We start from the raw sequence: 16,395 nt of genomic DNA, 5'->3' as shown, positions 1-16,395 counted from the left end.
GATGAACGCAAACTTCGCAGCCTTCCTCTATCTCGTCTCCGGCGTGCTCTTCATCATGGCGCTGCGCGGCCTGTCGCATCCGACGACCAGCCGGCGCGGCAACATGCTCGGCATGATCGGCATGGGCATCGCCATCGGCACGACGCTGCTGCTGGCGACGCCGTCCTTCGGCGGCCTCGTGCTCATCGTGCTCGGCCTTGCCATCGGCGGCGGCGCGGGTGCCTGGATCGCCCGCTCCATTCCGATGACCTCCATGCCGCAGCTCGTCGCCGGCTTCCATTCGCTCGTCGGCCTTGCCGCCGTGCTGGTGGCGGCCGCCGCGCTCTATTCGCCGGTCTCCTTCGGCATCGGCGCGGTGGGCGAAATCCATGGCCAGGCGCTCGTCGAAATGGCGCTCGGCGCCGCCATCGGCGCGATCACCTTCACCGGCTCGATCATCGCCTTCCTCAAGCTCGACGGGCGCATGTCCGGCAAGCCGATCATGCTGCCCTACCGGCATGTCATCAACATCGTGCTGCTCGCCGCGATCGTCTTCTTCATCGTCGGCCTGACGCTGTCGGAAAGCCATATGGACTTCTGGCTGATCGTCGTGCTGGCGCTGGCGCTCGGCGTGCTGCTCATCGTGCCGATCGGCGGGGCGGACATGCCGGTCGTCGTCTCCATGCTCAACTCCTATTCGGGATGGGCGGCGGCGGGCATCGGCTTCACGCTCGGCAACCTCGCGCTGATCATCACCGGCGCGCTGGTCGGCTCCTCGGGCGCGATCCTCTCCTACATCATGTGCAAGGGCATGAACCGCTCGTTCGTCTCCGTCATCCTCGGCGGCTTCGGCGGCGAGACGGCCGCTGCTGCTGACGACGGCGTGCAGCGCACGGTCAAGCAGGGCTCGGCCGACGACGCGGCCTTCCTGATGGCGAACGCCTCGAAGGTCATCATCGTGCCGGGCTACGGCATGGCGGTGGCACAGGCCCAGCACGCGCTGCGCGAGCTTGCCGATACGCTGAAGAAGCAGGGCGTCGAGGTGAAATACGCGATCCATCCGGTCGCCGGCCGCATGCCGGGCCACATGAACGTGCTGCTCGCCGAGGCGAACGTCCCCTATGACGAAGTGTTCGAGCTGGAGGATATCAACTCGGAATTCGCGCAGGCGGACGTCGCCTATGTCATCGGCGCCAACGACGTGACGAACCCGGCGGCGCGCGACGATAAGTCCTCGCCGATCTACGGCATGCCGATCCTCGATGTCGACAAGGCCAAGACCTGCCTCTTCGTCAAGCGCTCGCTCGGCTCCGGCTATGCGGGCATCGACAACACGCTGTTCTACAAGGACGGCACGATGATGCTGCTCGGCGATGCCAAGAAGATGACCGAGGACATCGTCAAGGCGATGAACCACTGACCGGCAAACAGCCCGAAACAAAAAGCCCGCGAGATGATCGCGGGCTTTTTGTTTGTGACCCGCCCGGAGCGTGGATCCTCGGGTCAAGCCCGAGGATGACGGAGGAGAGGGGCGGGGCCTATCAAGCGGTGCGGCATGCCGTGCCCTTTTTATATGTTGCTTACCTCTCTTCTCCCGTCATCCTCGGGCTTGACCCGAGGATCCACAGCCGTGGCATGACGAAGGAGAGGTAGTCGATCTCTTGCGCCGGTCAGGCCGGCTTGGCGGCGCTGGCGGGGCCGCGGGTGCGGGCGAGGCCGTCCTTGGCGGGCTTGTAGTTCGGGTCCAGCCTCAGCGCGTGCGAATAGGATTTCGCCGCGCGGGCCATGTCGCCGCGGCGCTCGTAGATCAGTGCCTGGTTCGCCCAGGATTCGGCGAGCTTGCCGTCGAGGTTGATCGCCGTGTTGAAATCCTGGAACGCGTTGTCGTCGTCGCCCTGCGCGGCGTAGGAAATGCCGCGGCCGTTATAGGGCTCGGCCGAGTTCGGCGAGAGCGAGATGGCCTTCGAGAAATCCTCGATCGCCTTGTCGTGCTGGCGGCGTGCCTGGTAGATCAGGCCGCGATTGTGATAGGCGCGCGGATCGGTCGTGTCGAGCTGGATGGCGCGGTTGAAGTCGCGGAAGGCGTCATCGAGGCGGCCGGCCTGGCGATAGAGGTTGCCGCGGCCGATATAGGCGACGTCATAGTTCGGGTTGAGCTGCAGCGCCATGTTGTAGTCGCTCGCCGCCTGTGCCTGGTTGCCCTGGCTGCGCTCGACGAGCGCGCGGTTGGCATAGGCCTGGTAGAAGCGCGGATTGAGCTCGATGGCGCGGTTGAAGTCGTCGATCGCGCGGCGATGCTGGCCGGCGCGGCCATAGGCGGAACCGCGCACGTTGTAGCCTGCCGGATCCTGCGGATTGGCGGCGATGACGGCCGAGAGCGAGGAGATGTTCTCTTCCGAGCCCTGGGCGCGCTCGACCTTCAGCACATCCGTCGACGTCGCGGTCGACTGGCAGCCGGTGAGCAGAAGCGCGATGGACGTGGCGGCGGCGGCGGCCATCAGGGGGCGGCGCAGGCGGGCAGCCGAGAGGGAGAAGCGGTCGGTCGGGAACCCGGTAGATGCAGCCATGTCCAAGTGCGAATCCTCAAAGTGGGCTTCTGTCGCGCCTCATGCGCGATGAAAACGCTACGCTTGAAAGCAATTCCGGCGAAGGTGCGTAGCGATGGCGCCCGGAATTGCACGGGAAGTCTTTCACTTCCGTGAAAGAACGTCCGGTCACGTCAAAAAAGGCGGCGGCGAAATGTTCGCCCCCGCCCGGTCTTGCATCCGAAAACGTCGAAAAGACGGCCGATCAACGGGCGCCGGGACGACCGCCGATAAGGCCTTCGCGCTGGGCGCGCTTGCGGGCCAGCTTGCGAACGCGACGGACGGCTTCGGCCTTTTCACGCGCACGCTTCTGCGACGGCTTTTCGTAAAAGTCGCGCATCTTCATTTCACGGAAAATGCCTTCGCGCTGCATCTTCTTCTTGAGAGCGCGGAGAGCCTGATCAACGTTGTTATCGCGGACAAGTACCTGCACGAGAATCCCGTTCCTTTGTTCGTTGTTAGCCCGGCGATTCTATCGCTCGTCAGGCAAATAAATGACGTTCGCGCAGCCCGGAAGGCTGACGATTGAGGCGTCGGATATCAGAAGCCTGCGCAGAAGTCCAGCCTGAAGCGCCGGAAGGCTGAGGATATTTGCGAGGAGCCACGGAAATCGCGGTATAGGTGGCCTCTCGTCATGCACGCCTCCCACGGACAGGGGTGCTTCCCATGCGCTGTTGTCGCGCGAAAGGCCGCGGCAAAATTCCCGGCGGTGCTCATGTCGCATGTGGTACAAGGTGCGCCCGAATGCGTCGCAAAGAATACGGCGCGGCGCGCCAGGATTTGCTTTCTATCGGGGCAGGAAACAAGCCGGCCGGGCCGGCGGGAATTTGAGGACACGGGATGCGCAAATATTCGGTTTTCGCCGTCGCCCGCGAGGCGATGCGCGGCCACAAGGGGTGGGAGGCGCAATGGACCTCGCCCGAGCCGCGCAAGGAATATGACGTGATCATCGTCGGCGGCGGCGGCCATGGCCTCGGCGCGGCTTATTACCTCGCCAAGGAGCACGGCATCACCAATGTCGCGGTCATCGAGAAGGGCTGGCTCGGCGGCGGCAACACCGGCCGCAACACGACGATCATCCGCTCGAACTATCTCTATGACGAGAGCATGGACATCTACGAGCACTCGCTGAAGCTCTGGGAAGGTTTGAGCCAGGATCTCAACTACAATGTCATGTACTCGCCGCGCGGCGTGATGATGCTGTCGCACAACGTGCACGACAAGCAGTCCTTCCAGCGCCATGTCCATGCCAACCGGCTCTACGGCATCGACAATGAATGGCTGACGCCGCAGCAGGCGAAGGATTTCGTGCCTGTTCTCGATATCTCCGCCTCCGCCCGTTATCCGATCAACGGCGCGGCCCTGCAGCGCCGCGGCGGCACCGCCCGCCACGATGCCGTCGCCTGGGGTTATGCGCGCGCCGCCTCGGACCGTGGCGTGCATGTCATCCAGAACTGCGAGGTCAAGGGCATCCGCCGCGGGCCGGACGGCGCGGTGACGGGCGTCGAGACCTCCAGGGGCTTCATCGGCGCGAAGAAGGTCGCGGTGTCGGCCTCCGGCCACAACTCGGTCATCATGGCCATGGCCGACGTCAAGCTGCCGCTGCATTCCGTGCCGCTCCAGGCGCTGGTCTCCGAGCCGATGAAACCGATCTTCCCCTGCGTGGTCATGTCCAACTCGGTGCATGCCTATATCTCGCAGTCGGACAAGGGCGAACTCGTCATCGGCGCGGGCACGGACCAGTACAACTCCTATTCCCAGACCGGCGGCCTGCAGATCATCACGCACACGCTTGATGCGATCTGCGAACTCTTCCCGATGTTCCGCCGCGTCAAGATGATGCGCCAGTGGGGCGGCATCACCGACAACACGCCGGACCGCTCGGCGATCCAGGGCGTGACGCCGGTGAAGAACCTCTTCGTCAATTGCGGCTGGGGCACCGGCGGCTTCAAGGCGACGCCGGGTTCGGCGCATCTCTTCGCCCACCTCATCGCCAGGGGCGAGCCGCACAAGCTGGCCGCCGGCCTGACGCTGGACCGCTTCCGCACCGGCCGCCTCATCGACGAGGCGGCGGCGGCGGCCGTGGCCCACTGATGAACGGCGCGCTCGTCGCCGGATTGCTGATGACGGCTGGTGCCGTTCCGGCTGGAGACATCTTCCCCGAGGCGGGGGATTTCCGTTTCCAGAAGATCCATCGGGCGGCGGGCGAGGTGGAATGGCCCTTCTTGGCCAAGGGCGGAATGCTGGGGTGCACGAAGGTGCTGGGCAATCGGGCGGTCTATTTCATTCCCGATGAGACCGACATGAACCGTGCCTTCAACCTCGACATGAACGTCTTTGCGATGAGCATCGTCAATCTGGGAATGAACGACATTCTGGCCCCTTACGACACTGTCGAGCAGCTCGTGCACCGGATTGCTCCCTTCGTCACCATGGGCCAGCGACTTTGCGACCAGGACCCGGGCACGTTCGTGACGGGACCAGAGCTTTAAACAGGTAGGATAAAATGCTGCTGATCTACTGCCCCTACTGCGAGGAAGAGCGCTCCGAGCTCGAATTCCGCCATGGCGGCGACGCGCACATCGCCCGGCCGACCAACATCGCCGACATCACGGACGAGGAGTTCCAGGACTACTTCTTCCTGCGCGACAACCCGAAGGGCCTGATCTTCGAACGCTGGCGCCATATCCATGGCTGCGGCCGCTTCTTCAACGCGGCGCGCGACACGGTGAGCGACAAGTTCGTCATGAGCTACAAGGCGGGCGAGCCGAAGCCGAACCTTTCCGGCGAGCCGACCGCCACCGAAAAGACCGTCGAAACCTATGAAGCCACGGAAGGAACCGCGAAATGAGCGGCGCCAATCGCATTGCCGGTCAGGGCCGCCTGACCCCCGCCAGGACGGCGCGTTTCACCTTCGACGGAAAGACCTTCGACGCGCTGGAAGGCGACACCGTCGCCTCCGCGCTGCTCGCCAACGGCGTGCACCTCGTCGGCCGCTCGTTCAAGTATCATCGCCCGCGCGGCATTCTCTCGGCCGGTCCGGAAGAGCCGAACGCGCTGATCGATGTGTCCCGCGACGCCGCGCGCCGCCAGCCGAACGTGCGCGCGCCGGTGCAGGAAGTCTTCGACGGCATGAAGGTCTCCTCGCAGAACCGCTGGCCGTCGCTCGCCTTCGATGTCGGCGGTGTGAACAACCTGCTCTCGCCCTTCTTCGCCGCCGGCTTCTACTACAAGACCTTCATGTGGCCGAAGGCGGCCTGGGAAAAGGTCTACGAGCCCTTCATCCGCCGTGCCGCCGGCCTCGGCGTCGCGCCGACGGAGGAGGATCCGGATCGCTATGCCAACCGCTACGCCCATTGCGACGTGCTCATCGCGGGCGCCGGTGTGGCTGGTCTCTCGGCAGCGCTTGCGGCCGCTGAGGCCGGTGCCCGCGTCATCCTCTGCGACGAGCAGCCGGAAGTGGGCGGCGCCCTGCATTTCGACACGTCGGTGAAGATCGACGGCCAGAACGGCTACGACTGGGCGCAGGCGACGGCCGCCAGGCTGGAGGCGATGGAGAACGTCACCATTCTCACCCGCACCACGGCCTTCGGCTACTACAACCACAATTTCGTCGGCCTCGTCGAGCGCGTCACCGATCACCTCGCGCGTCCGGACAAGACGCTGCCGCGCGAGCGTCTGTGGCAGGTCCGCGCCAAGCGCGTCATCCTCGCCACCGGCTCGATCGAGCGCCACATGGTGTTCGCCAACAACGACCGGCCGGGCATCATGCTGGCGTCTGCGGCGCGCACCTATCTCAACCATTTCGGCGTCGCCGTCGGCCGCAAGGTCGGTGTCTACACGGCGAACGATTCGGCCTATGAGGCCGCCTTCGACCTGAAGCGCGCCGGCGTCACCATCGCCGCCATCGTCGACAACCGCGAGAAGCCCGGCGAGGCGGTTCTCGCCGAGGCTCGCAAGCTCGGCATCGAAGTGCTGACGGGCCATTCGGTCGTCGACACCAAGGGCAAGCTCCGCGTCTCCTCCATGTCGGTCGTCCGCAACGGTGGCGGCTCGGCCCGCGCCATTCCGGTCGATGCGCTCCTGATGTCCGCCGGCTGGACGCCCTCCGTGCATCTCTTCTCGCAGTCGCGCGGCAAGGTCGCCTATGACGCCGCTTCCGGCCGCTTCCTGCCGGGCACCTATGCGCAGGATTGCCTCTCGGTCGGCTCGTGCAATGGCACGGACGGCCTGCAGGCGACGATCGAGGAATCGCTCGCCGCCGGCGAGCTGATGGCCCGCGCCACCGGCAATGAGGGCGGCGGCAAGGTCGAGCTTCGCGGCGAAAACGCCTTCGAATGGACCGGCGGCATGGCAGGCAGCGGCGAGGGCGCCGGGATCGACACCACCGTCAAGGCCTTCGTCGACTTCCAGAACGACGTCTGCGCCAAGGACATCCGCCTTGCCGTGCGCGAGGGCATGCATTCGATCGAGCACATCAAGCGCTTCACCACCAACGGCATGGCGACGGACCAGGGTAAGCTGTCCAACATCCACGGCCTTGCCATCGCATCGGAAGTGCTGAACCGCGAGATCCCGAAGATCGGCCTCACGACCTTCCGCGCGCCCTACACGCCCGTCACCTTCGGTGCGCTGATCAGCCATTCGCGCGGCGAGCTCTTCGATCCGGCGCGCAAGACGCCGATGCATGCCTGGGAAGAGGCGCATGGCGCGGTCTTCGAGGATGTCGGCAACTGGAAGCGCGCCTGGTACTATCCGCGCTCCGGCGAGACGATGCACGACGCGGTCAACCGCGAGTGCCGCACGGTGCGCAATGTTGCCGGCCTGTTCGACGCCTCGACGCTGGGCAAGATCGAGGTCGTCGGCCCGGATGCCGCCGAGTTCCTCAACCTCATGTACACAAACGCCTGGGATACGCTGAAGCCCGGCCGCTGCCGCTACGGCATCATGCTGCGCGAGGACGGTTTCGTCTATGACGACGGTGTCGTCGGGCGTCTGGCGGAAGATCGCTTCCATGTCACCACCACGACGGGCGGTGCGCCGCGCGTCATGCACCACATGGAAGACTATCTCCAGACGGAATTCCCGCACCTGAAGGTCTGGCTGACCTCCACCACGGAACAGTGGGCGGTCATCGCCGTGCAGGGGCCGAAGGCGCGTGAAATCCTCGAACCGCTCGTCGAGGGCATCGACATCTCCAACGAAGCCTTCCCGCATATGAGCGTGCGCGAGGGCAAGATCTGCGGCGTGCCGACCCGGTTGTTCCGCATGTCCTTCACCGGCGAAGCGGGTTACGAAGTCAACGTCCCCGCCGATTACGGCGAAGCCGTCTGGCAAGCCATCTGGGCGCGCGCCGAACCGCTCGGCGCCTGCGCCTACGGCACGGAGACCATGCACGTCCTGCGCGCCGAGAAGGGCTACATCATCGTCGGCCAGGACACGGACGGCACGGTCACGCCGCATGATGCGAGCCTGAGCTGGGCCGTCTCCAAGAAGAAGGCGGATTTCGTCGGCATCCGCGGCCTGAAGCGACCGGACCTCGTCAAGGAAGGCCGCAAGCAGCTCGTCGGCCTTCTGACCAAGGACCCGAAGGTGGTTCTGGAGGAGGGCGCGCAGATCGTCGCCGATCCGAACGAGCCGAAGCCGATGAAGATGCTCGGCCACGTGACTTCGTCCTACTGGTCGGAAAACTGCGGCCGCTCCATCGCCATGGCGCTCGTCGCCGGCGGCCAGGCGCGCATGGGCCAGACGCTCTACGTGCCGATGCCCGACCGCACCATCGCGGTCGAGGTCAGCGACATGGTCTTCATCGACAAGGAAGGAGGACGCCTCAATGGCTGATCAAGCTCTTCGCAAGGCGCCGCTTGCTGGCCGCCATGGCGGCTCCGCCGGTGCGCGCGTCACGCCCGCCGCTGCCGCGACCCGTCTCTCGCTGCGCGCCGGCGAGGATGCCATTGGCACGCTCTCGCTGGCCTTCGGCCTCGAACTGCCGCGGCGGCCCAAGACTTCGGCCTCCGTCAGCGGCCGTCACGCGCTCTGGCTCGGCCCGGACGAGTGGCTGCTGATCGACGAGAACGGCACAGACCTGATGGGCATCGCATCCGGTGTTTCCGCGCTGCATTCGGCGACGGATGTCTCCCACCGCAACACGGCGATCCTGGTTTCCGGCCCGGATGCGGCCGGGGCGATCGCCAGCGCCTGCCCGCTCGATCTCGGCAACACGATCTTCCCGGTCGGCGCCGCGGCGCGCACCGTGCTCGGCAAGATCGAGATCGTGCTCTTCCGCTCCGGCGAAGAGGACTACCGTGTGGAATGCTGGCGCTCGTTTTCGCCTTATGCCTTCGGCCTTCTGGCGGAAGGCGCGGAAGACGCCGGGCTCTGATCGCAGTCAGAGGAAGCGATAGAAGAACAGGGCTGTCTCCCGCGTGCCGGGGGACAGCCCTTCATATAGGTGCCGGTCATGGCCGCCGAGCGCAAAACCCTGGCGCAGGTAGAACCGGCAGGCTGCAATATTGTTCGTCTGGGTTTCGAGGCGGATGTCGGGCAGGCCCTTTTCCTTCGTCCAATGGCAGGCGTGCTGCATCAACCGTTGCGCCGCGCCCGTGCCGCGCCATTCCATGTCGACTGCGATATCATCGACGAAGGCGAAATTGTTCCACCCCGCCGAAAGCGCGATGTAACCGACCGGCGCCTCATCTCCGAGGACGACGAAGAGCGCCCTGTCGCCATCGCCCGCGTGGGCGCCGAGTTCATCGGGATCGAAGCCGTAGCTCTTGGCGTAGGGCTCCACCGGCCGGGCATGCGCCAGCCAGTCGCCTTCGAAGGGTGGAACGGCCTCACGGGTGACGAGGAAGGAGAAGTCGCAGGCACCGAGGATCGGAAAGTCCCCCGACGTGGCCGGCCGGATCTTCATGCGTCCTCCGGGCGATCCTTCGGGTCGAACTGGATGATGGTGATCCAGTCGGCCGTCAGCGCCGGCTTGCGCTCGTCCTCGATCTCCACGGTCACGTCATAGCGGATGGTCACCATGCCGGCGCCGCGGAAGCGGGCCTCGGCGAGCATGAAGCGGCCGCGCACGCGGGCGCCGCTCTTCACCGGCGTCATGAAGCGGACTTTTTCAAAGCCGTAGTTGATGCCCATCGTCTGTTCGGCGATGCGCGGCACGCAATCGTAGTTCATCGCCGAGAGCAGCGAGAGCGTCAAAAAGCCATGCGCGATCGTGCCGCCGAACGGCGTTTCCGCGCTGGCGCGCACGGGGTCGGTGTGGATGAACTGATGGTCTTCCGTCGCCTCGGCGAAGCGGTCGATCATCGTCTGGTCGACCGTGAACCAGCGCGACAGGCCGAGTTCGGTGCCGACAAGAGTACTGACGTCCTTCAGGTGAATGGTCTCTGGCATATGGTTTTCCTGCCGCTCGATGCGCGCCTGGATTCGGTGTTCTCGCAAGACAGCGGCGCATTTGCGACATGCTTTAGAGAGACGCTTTGTCCGGACAATGAAGATCAGTGCTTTTCGACAAAAATCTCGACACTGCGGGCATGGAGGAGGCCGGTCGCGGGATGGTTGGCGGAAAGCAGGCTCGTCCAGTCGCGTCCCTCCGGCGGCGGCAGGGCGAGCGCCTGCTCACCATGCGTCCGGTTGATGGCGATCGCGAGGTGGACGATCCGCTGCTGTTGTAGATCAGGTGTCTTGAGAAGGACAAGCAGGGTTCCGGCGAACGGCGCTTCCCAGTCGCCGACCGTCATCGGGGTGCCTGACAGCGTTCGCCATTCGACATCGCCGGCGCCGCTCCAGAAGGTCGTTTCGGTGAGGGCGGGGAAGCGTTTGCGGATCGCCGAGAGCATGGCGGTGTGTTCGATCAGGCCTTCGTCCAGCCTGTCCCAATGCAGCCAGGTAATGGCATTGTCCTGGCAATAGGCATTGTTGTTGCCCTGCTGGCTGCGCCCGCCCTCGTCACCCGCCGTCAGCATGACGGTGCCGCGGGAGAGGAAGAGGCTGGAGAGCAGCGCCTTCACATCCGCCCGGCGGGCGGAGAGGACGGCACCATCCGTCGTCTCGCCCTCGGCGCCGTTGTTCCAGGAATGGTTCTCGTTGTGGCCGTCGCGGTTGTCCTCGCCATTCGCCCCGTTGTGCTTCACCGTGTGCGAGACGAGGTCCATCAGCGTGAAACCGTCATGGGCGGCGAGGAAATTGACCGAGCGGGTGCGATCCCCGCCGTGGCGGGTGAAGATGTCGGAGGAGCCGGCGAAGGCGGTGACGAAGGCGCCGAGCCGGTCGCCGTCGCCGCGCCAGAACATGCGGGTGTCGTCGCGGTAGCGGTCGTTCCATTCAAGGAACGGCGCCGGGAAATTGCCGAGCTGGTAGCCGCCGGGGCCGATGTCCCAGGGTTCGGCGATCAGCACGCGGTCCTTCAGGAGCGGGTCGGCGCAGATTTCGGAGAGCAGCGCGGCATGGGCGGAAAAGCCGTCCGCCTCGCGGCCGAGGATCGTCGCGAGGTCGAAGCGAAAACCATCGACGCCGGCATGGCGCACGAAATGGCGCAGGCTGTCGAGCACGAGCTGGCGCACGACCGGGTGTTCGCCGGCAATGGTGTTGCCGCAGCCGGTGTCGTTGATCAGCTCGCCGGGGCGGCCCTCCACATGGCGGTAATAGGTGAGATTGTCGAGGCCGCGCATGGAGAGCGTCGTGCCGTGGCGGTCGCTCTCGCCGGAATGGTTGAAGACGAGGTCGAGGATGACACCGATGTTTTCGGCGCGGAGCGCCGCGACCGTGTCGGCGAGCTCCCGCATGCCGCCGGGCACGAGGCACGGGTCGAGCGCCATCAGGGCGATCGGGTTGTAGCCCCAGCTGTTGGAAAGGCCGAGCGGCGGCAGGTGGCGCTCGTCGATCCAGGCTGTGATCGGCATCAGCTCGACGGCGTCGACGCCGAGCCGCTTGAGATGGGCGAGCACGGCGGGATGGGCGAGTGCCGCCACCGTGCCGCGCATTCTCTCCGGCACCTCGGGATGCAGCATGGTGAAGCTGCGCACCGCCACCTCGTAGACGAAGCCACCGGGGCGGAAGAGCGGCGGTTTCAGGCTGACCGGCCGGTCGCGCGTGACGATGGCCTTCGGCACGATCTCCGCCGTCTCGACACCGAAGCGGGTGAGCCGGCCGTCATGCACGAAGCGGCGGTCGATCTCCTTCGCATAGGGGTCGACGAGCAGTTTCGCCGGGTCGAACCACAGGCCGTGGTCGGGGGAATAGACGCCGTCGGCGCGAAAGCCGTAGCGCGTGCCGGCGGTCGCGCCTTCGACGAAGACGCGGTGGAAGCCGTTTTCGTCCCGTCCCATGGCGAGGCGGGCAAGTTCCCTGTCGCCGTCCTTGTCGAACAGGCAAAGCTCGACGCGGGCGGCGTCGTGCGAATAGACCGCGAACTCCACCCCGTCCCCGGAGAGCGTGGCGCCCGGCGCGAAGGAGGGGGCGGTCATCGCCATCTCAGGTAATCACGGTCGGCGCATCGCGACCGGTGCGGCTTTTGATGCCGGCGATCGCGTCGGCGACGGCGATGAGATCGGCAAGGGCCTCCTGGGTGTCGATGTCGTGGCGGGCGGGGTCGGGTTCGAAGCGCTCGATATAGACGCGCAGCGTCGCGCCTGATGTTCCGGTGCCGGAGAGGCGGAAGACGACGCGCGAGCCGCCTTCGAAGAGGATGCGCACGCCCTGGTTCTTGCTGACGGACTGGTCGACCGGGTCGTTGTAGGCGAAGTCGTCGGCGGTCTCGACTTTCAGCGCGCCGAAGGTCTTGCCGGGCAGCGTGGCGAGCTCACCGCGCAGGTTGGCCACCAGGCCGTTGGCGGCGTCGGTGTCGACTTCCTCGTAGTCGTGGCGGGAATAGTAGTTGCGGCCGTAGGTCGCCCAGTGCTGCTTCACGATGTCGAGAACGCTCTCCTTGCGTACGGCGAGGATGTTGAGCCAGAGGAGGACCGCCCAGAGGCCGTCCTTCTCGCGCACATGGTTGGAGCCGGTGCCGGCGCTTTCCTCGCCGCAGATCGTCGCAAGGCCGGCGTCGAGCAGGTTGCCGAAGAACTTCCAGCCGGTCGGCGTCTCGTAGATGCCGATGCCGAGCTTTTCCGCGACGCGGTCGGCCGCGCCGGAGGTCGGCATGGAGCGGGCGATGCCGGCGAGGCCCTTGGCATAGCCGGGGGCGAGATGGGCATTGGCAGCGAGCAGCGCGAGGCTGTCGGAGGGGGTGACGAAGATGCCCTTGCCGATGATGAGGTTGCGGTCGCCGTCGCCGTCGGAGGCCGCGCCGAAATCCGGCGCGTCGTCGGCCATCATCGTCTCGTAGAGGGCGCGGGCATGCACGAGATTGGGGTCCGGATGGTGGCCGCCGAAATCGGGCAGCGGCATGAAGTTCAGCACCGAGCCCTTGGTGGCGCCGAGGCGGTTTTCCAGGATCTCCTTGGCATAGGGGCCGGTGACGGCGCTCATCGCGTCGAAGACGATGCGGAAGCCGCCGGACAGCAGGGTGCGTATGGCGGCGAAGTCGAAGAGCTGCTCCATCAGCTCGGCATAGTCGGCGACGGGATCGATGACGGTGATGGTCATGCCCTCGATCTCGTGCGTGCCTTCAAGATCGAGGTTCACGTCCGCGACGTCCGATATCTTGTAGCTGTCGATGGACTTCGTGCGGGCGAAGATCGCATCGGTGATCTTTTCGGGCGCCGGGCCGCCATTGCCGATATTGTACTTGATGCCGAAGTCTTCGGTCGGGCCGCCGGGATTATGGCTGGCCGACAGCACGATGCCGCCGAAGGCCTTGTACTTGCGGATGACATTGGAGGCCGCGGGCGTCGAAAGGATGCCGCCGCGGCCGACGAGCACGCGGCCGAAGCCATTGGCCGCCGCCATCTTGATGGCGAGCTGGATGACCTCGCGGTTGTAGTAGCGGCCGTCACCGCCGATCACCAGCGTCTCGCCGGCAAACCCCTCCAGCGAATCGAAGATCGACTGGATGAAGTTCTCCGCATAGTTCTTCTGCTGGAAGACGGGGACCTTCTTGCGCAGGCCCGAGGTGCCGGGTTTCTGGTCGGAATAGGGCGTGGTCGATACGGTCTTGATGGTCATCGGCTTACACTCGCGAAAGAAGGCTGGAATAGAGGTCGGCATAGCGCGCGGCGCTGTTTTCCCAGGAAACGTCCGACCGCATGCCCTGGTTCTGGATGCGGGCCCAGATTTTCGGCTCGCGCCAGGCCTTGAAGACGCGGCGCAGCGCCTGGCGCAGGCCCTCGGCATTGATCGGCGTGAACTGGAAGCCCGTGGCGACGCGGGCGGAAAGGGCGGCCTCGTTGGCGTCGATGACGGTGTCGGCGAGGCCGCCGGTGCGCGCGACGACGGGGATGCAGCCGTAGCGCAGGCCATAGAGCTGGGTGAGGCCGCAGGGCTCGAAGCGGGAGGGGATGAGGATGGCGTCGGCGCCGGCCTGCATGAGATGCGACAGCGGCTCGTTATAGCCGATGACGATGCCGATGCGGCCGCGATGGCGGGAGGCCGCGGCGAGCAGCGCGCCTTCCAGGCCCTGGTCGCCGGAGCCGAGCACGGCGAGCTTGCCGCCCTGATCGACGATCCAGTCGGCGACCTCGGCGATGAGGTCGATGCCCTTCTGCCAGGTGAGGCGGCTGATGACGCAGAAGACCGGGCCGTCATCCTGTTCGAGATTGAAGCGCTCGGCGAGCGCCCGCCGGTTGACCGCGCGCTGCTTCAGCGAGCCGGCGGCGTAGGGGCGGGCGATGTTCGTGTCGGTCTCGGGGTTCCAGACGGCGGTGTCGATGCCGTTGACGATGCCGACGAGGTCGCCGGCGCGGGCATTGATCAGGCCTTCGAGACCCATGCCGTAGTCCGCCGTCATGATCTCGTGGGCATAGGTCGGGCTGACCGTGGTGATCGACCAGGCGGTGCGCAGCCCGCCCTTGAGGAAGCCGACATCGCCGTAATATTCGAGCCCGTCGACGGTGAAGGCTTCCGGCGGCAGGCCGAGGGCCGGGAAGATGTCGGCGCCGAACTGGCCCTGGAAGGCGAGGTTGTGCACGGTGACGATGGTGGGGATGTGCTGCAGGCCGGTATAGCGCATGTAGACCGCCGTCATCGCCGCCTGCCAGTCATGGGCATGCACGATGTCCGGCCGCCAGTCCGCCAGCAGGCCGCGGGCGATCTCGGCGCCCGCGAAGGAGAGCGCGGCAAAGCGCTGCCAGTTGTCGACGAAATCCTTGCCGGTGGCATCCGTATAGGGCCCGCCCGACCGGTCGAAGAAGCCGGGCGCATCGAGCACGAGGATGTCGATGCCCTCGTGCCGGGTGGCGAGGATGCGTGCGGGTTCGCCGAGAAGGTCGTCGAAGGTGGCGACCACCTCGACGCTTTCCAGCCGCTGCATGACCGCGGGATAACCGGGCATCAGCGTGCGCATGTGCATACCATGCCCGGCGAGTGCGATCGGCAATGCGCCGGCGACGTCGGCGAGGCCTCCCGTCTTGATCAGCGGGAATACTTCGGATGCCACCGAAAGGATGTTCATGAGGACGACTAGAGCTCCAGCTTGTCGATCATGGGTTGGGTGATGAGGCAGATGCCGCCTTCCGACCGGCGGAAGCGCTTGGCGTCGAGCACCGGATCCTCGCCGACGACGAGGCCCTCCGGAATGACGACGCCCCGGTCGATGACGACGTTCCTGAGGTTGGCATGGCGGCCGATCATGACGTTGGGCAGCACGACGGCGCCTTCGAGGCGGGAATAGGAATTGGCGCGCACGCCGGTGAAGAGCAGACTGCGGTGCAGCGTCGAGCCGGAGATGATGCAATCGCCGGAGACGAGCGAGGAGATCGCCGAGCCGCGGCGGTTCTCGTCGTCATGCACGAACTTTGCCGGCGGCTTGATCTCCGCGAAGGTCCAGATCGGCCAGGAGCCGTCGTAGATGTCGAGTTCCGGAGTGATGTCGGTGAGGTCGATGTTCGCCTGCCAGTAGGCATCGACCGTGCCGACGTCGCGCCAGTAGGCCTCGCGCTCGAAATCCGAGCGGACGCAGGAGGCGGTGAAGCGGTGGGCGACGGCTTTGCCGTGTTCGACGATGTAGGGGATGATGTCCTTGCCGAAATCGCGGCTCGACGTCGGGTCGGCGGCATCGCGGCGCAGGAGGTCCATCAGGAACTTGGTGTGGAAGACATAGATGCCCATGGAGGCGAGCGCCATGTCGGGATTGCCGGGAATGCCCGGCGGATCGGCCGGCTTTTCCACGAAGGCGATGATCTGGTCCTTCTCGTCGACGTGCATGACGCCGAAGCCGGTCGCTTCCATGCGCGGCACTTCGAGGCACCCGATGGTGACCTGCGCGCCGGAATCGACGTGCTGCTGGAGCATCAGCTCGTAGTCCATCTTGTAGATATGGTCGCCGGCGAGAATGACCATGTATTCGACGCCGTAATCCTCGATGATGTCGATGTTCTGGTAGACGGCGTCGGCGGTGCCCTCGTACCACTGCGTTTCGGAGACGCGCTGGCTGGCGGGCAGGATGTCGAAGCTCTCGTTGCGCTCGGGCCGGAAGAAGTTCCAGCCGCGCTGCAGGTGGCGGATCAGCGAATGGGCCTTGTACTGGGTGGCGACGCCGATGCGGCGGATGCCGGAATTCAGCGCATTGGAGAGGGCGAAATCGATGATGCGCGCCTTGCCGCCGAAATAGACGGCGGGCTTGGCGCGCCGGTCGGTCAGTTCCTTGAGGCGGCTGCCGCGGCCGCCCGCCAGAACATAGGCCATCGCGTCACGGGCGAGGGGTTGAATCCGCTTTTGCTCCATAGTGTCC

Annotated in this window: 14 protein-coding genes; 6 read left to right on the top strand and 8 right to left on the bottom strand. The window is 65.7% G+C overall.

Annotation, left to right across the window (positions count from 1 at the left end):
• Nucleotide 1 precedes the first annotated feature (1 nt).
• Complete coding sequence (locus shn_RS15580) at nucleotides 2-1,399, top strand: NAD(P)(+) transhydrogenase (Re/Si-specific) subunit beta (protein ID WP_064331211.1); 1,398 nt, start codon at nucleotides 2-4, stop codon at nucleotides 1,397-1,399.
• Nucleotides 1,400-1,649: 250 nt separating this feature from the next.
• On the opposite strand, the gene shn_RS15575 is transcribed toward shn_RS15580, so the two are convergent.
• Together shn_RS15575 and rpsU are read right to left on the bottom strand one after the other, a co-directional pair.
• The gene (locus tag shn_RS15575) at nucleotides 1,650-2,546 is read right to left on the bottom strand and encodes a tetratricopeptide repeat protein (protein WP_064331210.1); all 897 of its coding nucleotides are present in this window, start codon (nucleotides 2,544-2,546) and stop codon (nucleotides 1,650-1,652) included.
• A 223-nt stretch (nucleotides 2,547-2,769) separates the two neighbouring features.
• Nucleotides 2,770-2,997, bottom strand: coding sequence for a 30S ribosomal protein S21 (rpsU, locus tag shn_RS35060; protein WP_024270893.1), 228 nt, complete (start codon nucleotides 2,995-2,997; stop codon nucleotides 2,770-2,772).
• A 407-nt stretch (nucleotides 2,998-3,404) separates the two neighbouring features.
• Between rpsU and shn_RS15565 the strand changes: the two genes are divergently transcribed.
• The 5 genes from shn_RS15565 to shn_RS15545 are packed head-to-tail and all read left to right on the top strand — an operon-like array spanning nucleotide 3,405 to nucleotide 8,946.
• A complete protein-coding gene (locus shn_RS15565; RefSeq protein ID WP_064331208.1) occupies nucleotides 3,405-4,658 on the top strand; it encodes a sarcosine oxidase subunit beta family protein in 1,254 nt (417 codons plus the stop codon).
• Nucleotides 4,658-5,056 (top strand): hypothetical protein, encoded by a 399-nt coding sequence (locus tag shn_RS15560; protein WP_064331207.1) that lies wholly within the window; start codon nucleotides 4,658-4,660, stop codon nucleotides 5,054-5,056. The genes shn_RS15565 and shn_RS15560 overlap by 1 nt, the downstream gene beginning before the upstream one ends.
• Nucleotides 5,057-5,070: 14 nt before the next feature.
• Nucleotides 5,071-5,415, top strand: coding sequence for a sarcosine oxidase subunit delta (locus shn_RS15555; RefSeq protein ID WP_064331206.1), 345 nt, complete (start codon nucleotides 5,071-5,073; stop codon nucleotides 5,413-5,415).
• The gene (locus shn_RS15550) at nucleotides 5,412-8,405 is read left to right on the top strand and encodes a sarcosine oxidase subunit alpha (protein WP_064331205.1); all 2,994 of its coding nucleotides are present in this window, start codon (nucleotides 5,412-5,414) and stop codon (nucleotides 8,403-8,405) included. Before shn_RS15555 ends, shn_RS15550 begins: the two co-directional genes overlap by 4 nt.
• Complete coding sequence (locus shn_RS15545; protein WP_064331204.1) at nucleotides 8,398-8,946, top strand: sarcosine oxidase subunit gamma; 549 nt, start codon at nucleotides 8,398-8,400, stop codon at nucleotides 8,944-8,946. Before shn_RS15550 ends, shn_RS15545 begins: the two co-directional genes overlap by 8 nt.
• Nucleotides 8,947-8,952: 6 nt before the next feature.
• Here shn_RS15545 and shn_RS15540 read toward each other — a convergent pair whose 3' ends face one another.
• From shn_RS15540 to glgC, 6 genes are all read right to left on the bottom strand, one after another.
• On the bottom strand, nucleotides 8,953-9,477 hold the full coding sequence (locus tag shn_RS15540) for a GNAT family N-acetyltransferase (protein WP_064331203.1): 525 nt from the start codon (nucleotides 9,475-9,477) through the stop codon (nucleotides 8,953-8,955).
• A complete protein-coding gene (locus shn_RS15535; protein ID WP_064331202.1) occupies nucleotides 9,474-9,962 on the bottom strand; it encodes a MaoC family dehydratase in 489 nt (162 codons plus the stop codon). The genes shn_RS15540 and shn_RS15535 overlap by 4 nt, the downstream gene beginning before the upstream one ends.
• 104 nt (nucleotides 9,963-10,066) lie before the next feature.
• Entirely contained in the window at nucleotides 10,067-12,034 is a 1,968-nt protein-coding gene (gene glgX / locus shn_RS15530) for a glycogen debranching protein GlgX (RefSeq protein WP_084438055.1), read from the bottom strand.
• Nucleotides 12,035-12,041: 7 nt separating this feature from the next.
• On the bottom strand, nucleotides 12,042-13,673 hold the full coding sequence (locus shn_RS15525; RefSeq protein WP_064331200.1) for an alpha-D-glucose phosphate-specific phosphoglucomutase: 1,632 nt from the start codon (nucleotides 13,671-13,673) through the stop codon (nucleotides 12,042-12,044).
• A 4-nt stretch (nucleotides 13,674-13,677) separates the two neighbouring features.
• Nucleotides 13,678-15,117 carry a glycogen synthase GlgA gene (gene glgA, locus shn_RS15520; protein WP_064331199.1) on the bottom strand — a complete coding sequence of 480 codons (1,440 nt, stop codon included), beginning with the start codon at nucleotides 15,115-15,117 and terminating at the stop codon, nucleotides 13,678-13,680.
• 8 nt (nucleotides 15,118-15,125) lie between these two features.
• Nucleotides 15,126-16,388, bottom strand: a complete 1,263-nt coding sequence (glgC, locus tag shn_RS15515) for a glucose-1-phosphate adenylyltransferase (protein ID WP_064331198.1) — start codon at nucleotides 16,386-16,388, stop codon at nucleotides 15,126-15,128.
• Between the last annotated feature and the right edge of the window lie 7 nt (nucleotides 16,389-16,395).

Origin of the sequence: Shinella sp. HZN7 (genome assembly GCF_001652565.1) — a bacterium.
Classification (GTDB): Bacteria; Pseudomonadota; Alphaproteobacteria; order Rhizobiales; family Rhizobiaceae; genus Shinella; species Shinella granuli.
This window is presented reverse-complemented; position numbering and strand designations above follow the sequence as displayed.